The sequence below is a fragment of the Ancylobacter radicis genome (assembly GCF_018449475.1).
Classification (GTDB): Bacteria; Pseudomonadota; Alphaproteobacteria; order Rhizobiales; family Xanthobacteraceae; genus Ancylobacter; species Ancylobacter radicis.
Genome location: NZ_JAHCQH010000004.1, coordinates 290547 through 300790 on the forward strand (window position 1 = coordinate 290547; position 10244 = coordinate 300790).

The window sequence follows — 10244 nt, forward strand, 5'->3', positions numbered from 1 at the left end:
CTGTCGTTACGTGAACGAGTGGCCATGCCCGACGCGCTGACTGCCGCCGACACCGCGTCCCCTGCCGCCGTCGATCACCCGCGTCGCGGGCGCGCGGGGCGTGGGCACGACATCCGTTGCGTGGCGCTGCTTGCCCTTGTCCTTACTCTCGGCGCCTGCACCGATCCCGGTCCGGCGCGCTATCAGGGCTATGCGGAGGGCGAACTGGTCTTTGTCGGGCCGGACGAGGCGGGCCGTCTCCTGCGCCTCGCGGTCGAGGAGGGCGATCAGGTGGCGGTCGGCGCGCCCCTCTTCACCGTCGATCCGCTGTTGCAGCAGGCCGAGGCCGACGCGGCGCAGGCGAGCCTCGCCCAGACGCAGGCGGAACTGGAGAATCTGCGCACCGCCGCCCAGCGCCCGGAAGAGATCGCGGTGCTGGAAGCCGGCAAGCGCCGGGCAGCGGCGGCGCTCGATCTGTCCCGCATCGAGCTGGAGCGCCAGAAGGAGCTGTTCGACAGGAAGGTCGGCTCCAAGGCGTCGCTCGATACCGCCCAGCACACCTATGACCAGAACCAGGCCGCGCTCGACGAGGCCGACCAGCAGATCGCCGTGGCGCGCATGGCCTCGCGCCAGACGCAGATCGCCGCCGCCGAGCGGGCGGTGGACGCCGCCGTGGCGAATCTTGCCGCCGCCCGCACGCGGCTGGAGCGGCGCAGCCTCGCCTCTCCTGTCGCCGGATCGGTCGAGACGGTCTATTTCCGGCCGGGCGAGCTGGTGCCGGCGGGGCGGCCTGTCGTGTCGCTGCTGCCGCCCGAGCGCATCAAGCTGCGCTTCTTCGTGCCGGAACCCGACCTGCCGCGCTTCCAGATGGGTACCCGCGTCCGCGTCACCTGCGACGGCTGCGCCGCGCCGGTGGAGGCGCGCGTCAGCTACATCGCCGCCAGCGCCGAATACACGCCCCCGGTGATCTACAGCCTCGACGAGCGATCCAAGCTCGTCTTCCTGCTGGAGGCGCGCGCGCAGACACCGGGTGCCCTGCGGCCGGGGCAGCCGATCACGGTCGATCTCCAGCCATGAGCGCCGCAGCGCAGGACACGCCCGTCCCCGTCCCCGTCCCCGTTCCCGATGACGCCATCGAGGTGGAAGGGCTCTCCAAGAGCTTCGGCGAGCGTGTGGTGGTGCGCGACCTGTCGATGCGCGTGCGGCGCGGGCAGATCTACGGCTTTCTCGGGCCGAACGGTTCGGGCAAGACCACGACCATCCGCATGCTGTGCGGGCTGCTGACGCCCGATGCCGGGCGCGGCACCTGCCTCGGGCTGGATATTCTCACCCAGGCCCGCGCGATCCGCCGCCATGTCGGCTACATGACGCAGAAATTCAGCCTCTATGCCGATCTGTCGGTGCGCGAGAACCTCGAATTCGTCGCCCGCATCTATGGCGTGCCGGACCCGGTGGGCGCGGCGCGGGCGGCGGTGGAGCGGCTGGGGCTCACCGGGCGCGACCGCCAGCTGGCCGGCTCGCTCTCGGGCGGCTGGAAGCAGCGCCTCGCGCTCGGCGCCTGCATCCTGCCATCGCCGCAGCTCCTGCTGCTGGATGAACCCACCGCCGGCGTCGACCCGAAGGCCCGGCGCGAGTTCTGGGCGCAGATCCATGAGCTGGCGGCGGAAGGGCTGACCGTTCTGGTCTCCACCCATTACATGGACGAGGCCGAACGCTGCCACGAGATCGCGTATATCGCCTATGGCGAATTGCTGGCGCAGGGCACGGTCGAGGACGTGATCGCCCGCTCCGGCCTCGTCACTTGGAGCGTCACCGGCGCCGATCCGGCGGCGCTGGCCCGCGAGCTGGCGGCGCTGCCGGGCGTGGAGATGGTCGCGCCGTTCGGCACCAGCGTGCATGTCGGCGGCCATGACGCGGCGGCGCTGGAGGCGGCGATCGCTCCCTATCGCCAGCGTCCCGGCCTCGACTGGCGCGCCGATGCGCCGACGCTGGAGGATGTGTTCATCGACCTGATGACAAGGTCGAAGGATAATTTCGCGAAGGACGGTGCCGGGAAGGACGGACGTCGATGAGCGGCGGCGGCCCGCTCGGCTCCCTCCGGCGCATCGGCGCGATGATGCGCAAGGAGTTCCTTCAGCTCCTGCGCGACCGCGTGTCCTTCGCCACCATGATCATGATCCCGCTGCTGCAACTCGTGCTGTTCGGCTACGCGATCAACACCACCCCGCGCCACCTGCCGACCGCCGTTCTCGCCCATGAGAACACGTCGCTGACGCGGGCCATTCTCGCATCGCTGGAGAACACGAAGTATTTCGCCGTCACCCATCATCCGCGCACCGAGGCGGAAGCGGAGCGGCTGATGCGCTCGGGTGACGTGCTGTTCGTCGTGGAAATCCCCGCCGGCTTCGAGCGCGCGGTGCGGCGCGGCGAGAACCCGTCCATGCTGGTGGCGGCGGATGCGACCGATCCGGTCGCCTCGGGCAGCGCGCTTGCCGCGCTGCGCACCCTTGTCGACACGGCGATGACGCGCGAGCGTTTCATAGTGGAAGGCGGGCCGCGCGGCAGCGGGCTGGAGGACCAGCCGCCGGCCTTCGAGATCATCACCCATGCCCGCTACAACCCGGCGGCGGTGACGCAGCTCAACATCGTGCCGGGCCTGCTCGGCACCATCCTCACCATGACCATGCTGATCTTCACCGCCCTGTCGGTGACGCGCGAGATAGAGCGCGGGACCATGGAGACGCTGCTCGCCATGCCGATCCGCCCGGTCGAGGTGATGCTCGGCAAGATCGCCCCCTATGTGATGGTCGGGGCGGCGCAGGCGACGCTGATCGTGGTGGCCGGCATCGTCCTGTTCGATGTGCCGGTGGTCGGCTCGCTCGGGCTGCTCGCGGCGCTTACCGGCCTGTTCATCGTCGCCAATCTGTCGATCGGCTACACTTTCTCGACGCTGGCGCAGAACCAGCTTCAGGCGGTGCAGATGACCTTCATGTACTTCCTGCCGAACATCCTGTTGTCCGGCTTCATGTTCCCCTTCGCCGGCATGCCGCAATGGGCGCAGTGGATCTCCGAGACGCTGCCGCTCACCCATTATCTGCGCATGGTGCGCGGCATCCTGCTGAAGGGCGCCACCGCCGACGACCTCGTCTATGACATGGCCGCGCTCACGGCGATCATGCTGGTGGCCATGCTGATCGCCGTCAGCCGCTTCCGCCAGACGCTGGACTGAAGCCCTTGCCGTCGCAGGGAGGGCTGAATATCGCTTGCAGCGGCACGGGGTCAGGGCGCGCATTGCAGGCGCCGGAGGCTGCCTACTGATCCTGGGGTTGACCCTGAGGCGCCGTCGCGGGTGGTTGCGCGGCGCTGTAGCCTTTCAGGAACAGGGCAAGGCCGCTTTCCGTCGTCGCCCTGTTCCTCTGGCTGGTGAGCGGTTCGAGGCACAGCAGGCCGGTCAGGGGAATGTCGACCGCCACAAGCTGCAGAAACTGCGATGCCGCCAGTTTCGGGTCCGGGACGTTCAGTTCGCCGCGGGCGCTGGCCGCGCGCAGCAGGCCCTCGATCTTCTCGTGGAGGATCTTCGGGCCCAGTTCGTAGAAGGTCCGTCCGAGTTCGGGAAATCGCGGGGCCTGGGCGATGATGGTCCGGTAAAAGGCGAGGGCGTCGGTGGTCGCGAACATCGCCATGAAGTTCTGGGCGATCGTCCGCAGCACTTTTTCAACATTGTCCGATGGTGACGTCGCGCTCCAGATGGCGTCTGCCATCTGCCCGCACTGGTCGCTGACAAGAGCGGCGAACAGCGCCTCCTTGCTGGGAAAATAAACATAGAGCGTCGCCTTGGAAGCCTTGGCGGCCTTGGCAATCGCATCCATGCTGACGGCGTCGTAGGGCTGTTCAAGAAAGAGCACATGCGCCGCCTCCAGCAACTGCCTCACCTTGGAGCTGGCGCGGTCGTGAGGGGCGGGGCCTTGAGCCGGGACGGCCTGTGCGGCGCGTGCGTCATCCACCTCTGTCCGAACGGCCGTGCCTTCCGCTTTGGGATCCTGCGTTTTCGGGGGAAGCCTGGGCATGGCGAACCTTGTGTGAACTGAACAGTGCAGTTTGATGTTGACCTTTTCCCTGATATGGGTCAAGCCTCAATCCGCACTGAACAGTTTAGTGCGATATGGATAAGGCTTCATGCGGGTACGTCTGTCAGGTCTCCCGGCAAACCCTGTTCGCCGATCAAAACGCCGCGCCGGCGTGCTCATCGTCGGCCTCGTCGCGCTTGGCGCGCTGACGGCCTGCGGGCCGGAGGCGTCGGCTCCGCCGCGGGCGAACGAACTGGTCAAGGCGCAGAAGGTGTCGTTCCAGCCGATCGCCCGCTCGGTATCGATGGCCGGGACGGTTGCCGCCCGCGTCGAGAGCAAGCTGTCGTTTCGCGTCGCCGGCCGGATCGCCGAGCGCAGGGTCGATGTCGGCGACCATGTGAAGGCCGGCGACATTCTGGCGACGATCGAGACACCGGAGCAGGTTGCCGATGTGCAGGCCGCCAAGGCGACGCTGCTGTCGGCCGAGGCGACGCTGGCGCAGGCGCAAAGCAGCTTCAACCGGCAGAAGCAGTTGATCGAGAGCGGCTTCACCACGCGCAGCAGCTTCGACTCCGCCGAGGAGCAATTGCGCACCGCCGAGAGCTCGGTCGACTCCGCGCGGGCGGATGTCGGCACGGCCGAGGAGCAGCTTTCCCTAACGATCCTGAAGGCGGATGCCGATGGCGTGATCACCGCCCGCGATGCCGAGGCCGGCCAGGTGGTCTCCGCCGCACAGACGGTCTTCACTTTGGCGCAGGACGGGGCGCGCGACGTGGTCTTCGATGTCTATGAGGCCCTGCTCACCGATACGCCGCCGAGCGACCATGTCGAGATCAGGCTCCTGTCCAACCCGAAGGTGGTCACCACCGCCGTCGTGCGCGAGGTCGCGCCGACCTTCGACGCGGCGACCGGGACGGTGCGGGTGAAGATGTCGCTGATTGATCCGCCGCCCGCCATGAGCCTCGGCTCGGCCGTGATCGGCAAGGGGGACTGGGCCGCCAAGAACCTGATCGTGCTGCCATGGACGTCGCTCTCCGCCGGTGAGGCGGGGCCCACCGTCTGGGTCATCGATCCCCAGACCAACGCCGTGTCGCAACGCGCGATCACGGTCGAACGCTACACGACCGGGGAGATCCTTGTGAGCGGCGGGCTGAAGGAGGGTGAGCTGGTGGTCACCGCCGGCGGCCAGTTCCTGCGCGAGGGCCAGATTGTTTCCATCGCCTCAGGAGAGCCGTCATGAAGGTTCGACGCACGTTTATCGCCTTCATCGGCCTGGGTTCCCTGGTCGCGCTCGCCGGCTGCTCGGAGAATGAGGCGGCAACGCCCCCGCCGGTCCGGCCCGTTTTGTCCATGGTGGTCGCGCCCGAGGGCGTCGAGACGGTCAGCTTCACCGGCACCGTCCAGCCGCGCTTCTCCCGCGATCTCGGCTTTCGCGTGCTGGGCCGCGTGGTCTCGCGCGAGGTCGATGTCGGGCAGAGCGTGAAGGCCGGCCAGCTTCTCGCCTCGCTCGACCCGCTGACGCTCAGCCTCGCCGTCCGGCAACTGGAGGCCGAGCTTGCCAAGGCCGACGCCCAGCTCGTTTACGCCACCGCGACGCGCGACCGCAAAAAGGCTCTCGTCGCCCAGAAGGTCGCCTCGCAGGCGGACCTCGACACGGCGGAGGAGTCGCTCGCCAGCGCGAATGCCGCCGTCGTGCGCGGCCGCGCCAGCCTCGACAAGGCGAAGGAGCAGCTTTCCTATACCCGCCTCGTCTCGGAGACCGACGGCATCGTCACCGCCGTCAACACCGAAGTCGGCCAGACGGTGAATGCCGGCGATACCGTCATCACCGTCGCGCAGGCCGATGTCCGCGAGGCCATGGTCGACGTTCCCGACGAGATGGCGCAGGCGCTCAAGGTGGGCGACGTTTTCACCACGACGCTCCAGGTCGATCCGAGCGTCTCGACCAGCGGACGGGTGCGCGAGATCGCGCCGCAGGCGGACGCGGCCACCCGCACGCGGCGCATCCGCATCACGCTCGACGCCCCGCCCTCGACCTTCCGCATCGGCACGACCGTCATCGCCTCCGCCAAGCTGAACGAGCGCGGCTCCATCGAACTGCCGCGCTCGGCCCTGCTCCGGGCCGATGACCGCGCCTTCGTCTGGGTGGTCGACGAGAAGGCGCAGACGGTCTCGCGCACGCCCGTGGAGGTCGCCAGCGAGGTGGGCGACACGCTGCGGATCAAGAGCGGGATCGATGTCGGAACGCGAGTCGTCACCGCCGGTGTGAACAGCCTCACCGAGGGCCAGAAGATCAAGATCGACCCGGAGATGGTCCCATGAACGGCTTCAACCTCTCGGACTGGGCGCTCCGCCACCGCTCGCTGGTCTGGTACTTCATGATCATGGCGTCGATCGCCGGCGCGCTCGCCTATTTCAATCTCGGTCGTGAAGAAGATCCCAACTTCACCATCAAGACGATGCTCATCACCGCCACCTGGCCGGGGGCGTCGATCGAGGACACCGCCACCCAGGTCACCGAGCGGATCGAGCGCAAGCTCGAGGAGATCACCACCCTCGACTACACCAAGAGCCAGACCGCGCCGGGCCGGACCACGATCTTCCTCAATCTGCGGGACACCACGCAGGGGCGGGCGGTCAATGATACGTGGCTGCGGGTGCGCAACATCCTCACCGATATCAAGGGCGAACTGCCCGAGGGCGTGCAGGGGCCGTTCTTCAACGATGATTTCGGCGACGTCTACGGCAACATCTACGCCTTCACCTCCGATGGCCTGACCCAGCGCCAGCTGCGCGATTATGCCGAAGCGGCGCGCGCGCAGATCCTCACCGTGCCCAATGTCGGCAAGGTCAATCTGGTCGGGGCCCAGGACGAGATCGTCTATCTGGAATTCTCCACCCGCCAGATGGCCGCGCTCGGCCTGAGCCAGCAGACCATCATCGACGCGCTCAGCGCGCAGAACGCCGTCTCGCCCTCCGGCACCATCGAGGCCAATGGCGAGCGCGTCTCGGTCCGTACCAACGGCCAGTTCGCCTCGGAGAAGGATCTGAGCAAGGTCAATCTCTGGATCAATGACCGCTTCTTCCGCCTGTCGGACGTGGCGACCATCACTCGCGGCTATGCAGATCCGCCCTCGTCGCTGTTCCGCTATAATGGGCAGCCCGCGATCGGCCTCGCCATCGGCATGAAGCCGGCGGCCAATCTGCTGGAGTTCGGCGAGGCGCTGTCGAAGGAAATGCGGCTCATCGAGGCCGAGCTTCCGGTTGGTGTCGGCGTGCATCTGGTGTCCGACCAGCCCCATGTCGTCGAGGAGGCGGTCGGCGGCTTCACCAAGGCGCTCGGCGAGGCGGTGGCGATCGTTCTGGTGGTGTCGTTCATCAGCCTGGGCATGCGCGCCGGTCTGGTGGTCGCGCTGTCGATCCCGCTGGTGCTGGCGATCACCTTCGTGGTGATGGAATATCTCGGCATTTCGCTCCAGCGCATCTCGCTCGGCGCGCTCATCATCGCCCTCGGCCTGCTGGTGGACGACGCCATGATCGCCGTCGAGATGATGGTCTCGCGGCTGGAGGTCGGCGACACGCTGGATAAGGCGGCGACCTATGTCTACACCTCCACCGCCTTCCCGATGCTCACCGGCACGCTGGTCACGGTCGCCAGCTTCATTCCGGTCGGCCTCAATTCCAGCAGCGCCGGCGAGTTCACCTTCACCCTGTTCGTCGTCATCGCGGTCTCGCTGATCGTGTCATGGGTTGTCGCGGTGGTGTTCACACCGCTGCTCGGCGTCACCCTGCTGCCGAAATCCATGAAGAAGCACCATGACGAGGCCGGACGCTTCACCCGGCTGTTCCGCGCGGTGCTGCATTTCTGCGTGCGCTTCAAATGGCTGACCATCGCGGTCACGCTGGCGCTTTTTGCCGGCTCGGTCGTCGGCATGGGATTCGTGCAGCAGCAGTTCTTTCCGTCCTCCGACCGGCCCGAGGTCATTGTCGACTGGACCGCGCCGCAGAACGCCTCGATCACCGAGACCCGCGCGCAGATGGACCGGTTCGAGGCGATGCTGAAGGATGATCCCGACATCGCCTTCTGGTCCTCCTATGTCGGCGAAGGCGCGCAGCGTTTCCTGCTGTCCTTCGATGTGCAGCCCTCCAGCCCCAATTTCGGCCAGCTCGTCATCATGGCCAAGGGGCTCGAGGAGCGGGACCGGGTGATCAAGCGGCTCAAGGCCATCGGCGAAACCGAATTTGTCGGCACGGATGTGTTTGTCCATCCGCTGGACATCGGGCCGCCGGTCGGTCGCCCGATCCAGTACCGGATCAGCGGCCCGGACATCGGCAAGGTGCGGGCCTATGCCCAGGAAGTTGCCGCCATCATCGGCGCCAACCCCAACACCGACCGCGTGACCTATGACTGGAACGAGCCGGCCCGCGTCGTGAAGATCGACATCTTGCAGGACAAGGCGCGCCAATTGGGCGTCACCTCGCAGGATGTGGCGACGGTGCTGAACGGCGTCGTCGGCGGAACCACGGCGACGCAGATCCGCGACTCCATCTATCTGGTCGACGTCATCAGCCGGGCCCGCCCGACCGAGCGGGCCTCGACCGAAACGCTGGAGAATCTTCAGATTCCGGCCCAGAACGGGAAATCCTTCCCGCTCGCGGCGATTGCCACTTTCCACTATGAAATGGAGCAGCCGATCCTCTGGCGGCGCAACCGCATCCCGACCATCACGGTCAAGGCCGGTCTCGTCTCCTCGGTCCAGCCGGCCACCGTGGTCGACCAGATCAAGCCGCAGATCGACGCCTTCGCCGCCCGGCTGCCGGCCGCCTATCATGTCGTCACCGGCGGCGCGGTCGAGGAGAGTGCCAAGGGGCAGGGCCCGATCGTCGCCATCGCGCCCTTGATGCTGATCACCATGGCCACGCTGCTGATGTTCCAGCTCCAGAGCTTCCAGCGCCTGTTCCTGGTGGTGGCGGTCGCGCCGCTCGGCCTGATCGGCGTGGTCGCCGCGCTGCTGCCCTCCGGCGCCCCGCTGGGCTTCGTGGCAATCCTGGGCGTGCTCGCTTTGATCGGCATCCTGATCCGCAACTCGGTCATTCTGGTGGTGCAGATCGAGCATCTGATCGACACCGGGCATGACAGATGGCAGGCCGTGCTCGAAGCCACCGAGCACCGCATGCGGCCGATCATGCTCACCGCCGCGGCGGCCTCGCTGGCGCTGATCCCGATCTCGCGCGAGGTGTTCTGGGGCCCGATGGCCTACGCCATGATGGGCGGCATCATCGTCGGCACGGTGCTGACGCTGCTGTTCCTGCCCGCGCTCTATGTCGCCTGGTTCCGCATCAAGGAGCCGACCGGCACGCCGGTCGACAAGCTCCCCGAGGGCGCGAAAACGCCCGCGTGACGCTGGCCGTGCGGGGACGCCCGCTCCCGGATCGGTGCGGGGGCGGGCGCATTTCACCGCCACGTCCTCGCCCTTACGCCGTCATGGCCGTGCCCGGACTTGATCCGGGGATCAACCCGGCCATCCACCTCCTGGCACGGCGCCGCCACCCCCTTACGCCGTCATGGCCGTCCCCGGACTTGATCCGGGGATCAACCCGGCCATCCACGCCTTCCCCCCGATGCGCCCGAACCCAAGTCGTGGATCCCCGGGTCAATCCCGGGGATGACGGCGTGAGGGCGGGACGCGCGGCAAGGAACGGGCACCCAACCTCGGGTGCGACGCCGCCATTCCCATCCGCCGTCATGGCCGGGCTTGACCCGGCCATCCACGTCTTCTCCCGATGCGCTCGAATCCAAGTCGTGGATCCCCGGGTCAAGCCCGGGGATGACGGCGGGATAGGAGGGGACCGCATGAGCGCGGCGGTACGCGATCCCGGCTCGGCCTTTGGCCATCCGGGATGACAGGTGAGCTGCAATTCGGCGAGGAGTTAGGAATATTTGCCTAGACACAGTTCCCAAACTGCGCCATCATGCCCGCACCTGTCCTCACCGAGGGGTGCGTCCGGAGCGGCCGGCGTGGGGGATGGGGGCGGTGGCGTAGTGCGCGGGAGTAACGCACCCGGGTAATACGCGGCCCAAGTCGGATGTTCCCGTGCGGCGGAGCGCCGTTCACGGGCGGGATGCTACGCGCCTTGCGGCGCGTGGGCGCCGCCTTCAGTGGAGGATAGCAAGTCTGTCTCCTCCAGGGGCCATTC

The 10244-nt window shown here is 67.4% G+C and carries 7 protein-coding genes; 6 read left to right on the forward strand and 1 reads right to left on the reverse strand.

Annotated elements, in window-relative coordinates:
- The first annotated feature begins 24 nt into the window (after positions 1 to 24).
- The 3 genes from KIP89_RS01580 to KIP89_RS01590 are packed head-to-tail and all read left to right on the forward strand — an operon-like array spanning position 25 to position 3208.
- Complete coding sequence (locus tag KIP89_RS01580) at positions 25 to 1056, forward strand: HlyD family secretion protein (protein WP_213753644.1); 1032 nt, start codon at positions 25 to 27, stop codon at positions 1054 to 1056.
- Positions 1053 to 2051 carry an ABC transporter ATP-binding protein gene (locus tag KIP89_RS01585; RefSeq protein ID WP_213753645.1) on the forward strand — a complete coding sequence of 333 codons (999 nt, stop codon included), beginning with the start codon at positions 1053 to 1055 and terminating at the stop codon, positions 2049 to 2051. The genes KIP89_RS01580 and KIP89_RS01585 overlap by 4 nt, the downstream gene beginning before the upstream one ends.
- On the forward strand, positions 2048 to 3208 hold the full coding sequence (locus KIP89_RS01590) for an ABC transporter permease (protein ID WP_213753646.1): 1161 nt from the start codon (positions 2048 to 2050) through the stop codon (positions 3206 to 3208). Before KIP89_RS01585 ends, KIP89_RS01590 begins: the two co-directional genes overlap by 4 nt.
- 82 nt (positions 3209 to 3290) lie before the next feature.
- On the opposite strand, the gene KIP89_RS01595 is transcribed toward KIP89_RS01590, so the two are convergent.
- The gene (locus KIP89_RS01595; RefSeq protein ID WP_213753647.1) at positions 3291 to 4109 is read right to left on the reverse strand and encodes a TetR/AcrR family transcriptional regulator; all 819 of its coding nucleotides are present in this window, start codon (positions 4107 to 4109) and stop codon (positions 3291 to 3293) included.
- Positions 4110 to 4155: 46 nt separating this feature from the next.
- Between KIP89_RS01595 and KIP89_RS01600 the strand changes: the two genes are divergently transcribed.
- From KIP89_RS01600 to KIP89_RS01610, 3 genes are read left to right on the forward strand one after another with little or no spacing between them, the layout of a single operon-like run.
- A complete protein-coding gene (locus KIP89_RS01600) occupies positions 4156 to 5286 on the forward strand; it encodes an efflux RND transporter periplasmic adaptor subunit (protein ID WP_213753648.1) in 1131 nt (376 codons plus the stop codon).
- Complete coding sequence (locus KIP89_RS01605) at positions 5283 to 6368, forward strand: efflux RND transporter periplasmic adaptor subunit (RefSeq protein ID WP_250152106.1); 1086 nt, start codon at positions 5283 to 5285, stop codon at positions 6366 to 6368. The genes KIP89_RS01600 and KIP89_RS01605 overlap by 4 nt, the downstream gene beginning before the upstream one ends.
- Complete coding sequence (locus KIP89_RS01610; RefSeq protein ID WP_213753649.1) at positions 6365 to 9448, forward strand: efflux RND transporter permease subunit; 3084 nt, start codon at positions 6365 to 6367, stop codon at positions 9446 to 9448. The genes KIP89_RS01605 and KIP89_RS01610 overlap by 4 nt, the downstream gene beginning before the upstream one ends.
- The last annotated feature ends 796 nt before the right edge of the window (positions 9449 to 10244 follow it).

Bases quoted from the DNA above. Each gene is read 5' to 3' on its own strand.
- KIP89_RS01605 (WP_250152106.1), top strand. From the start codon at position 5,283: ATGAAGGTTCGACGCACGTTTATCGCCTTCATCGGCCTGGGTTCCCTG.
- KIP89_RS01585 (WP_213753645.1), top strand. From the start codon at position 1,053: ATGAGCGCCGCAGCGCAGGACACGCCCGTCCCCGTCCCCGTCCCCGTT.
- KIP89_RS01580 (WP_213753644.1), top strand. From the start codon at position 25: ATGCCCGACGCGCTGACTGCCGCCGACACCGCGTCCCCTGCCGCCGTC.
- KIP89_RS01610 (WP_213753649.1), top strand. From the start codon at position 6,365: ATGAACGGCTTCAACCTCTCGGACTGGGCGCTCCGCCACCGCTCGCTG.
- KIP89_RS01590 (WP_213753646.1), top strand. From the start codon at position 2,048: ATGAGCGGCGGCGGCCCGCTCGGCTCCCTCCGGCGCATCGGCGCGATG.
- KIP89_RS01600 (WP_213753648.1), top strand. From the start codon at position 4,156: ATGCGGGTACGTCTGTCAGGTCTCCCGGCAAACCCTGTTCGCCGATCA.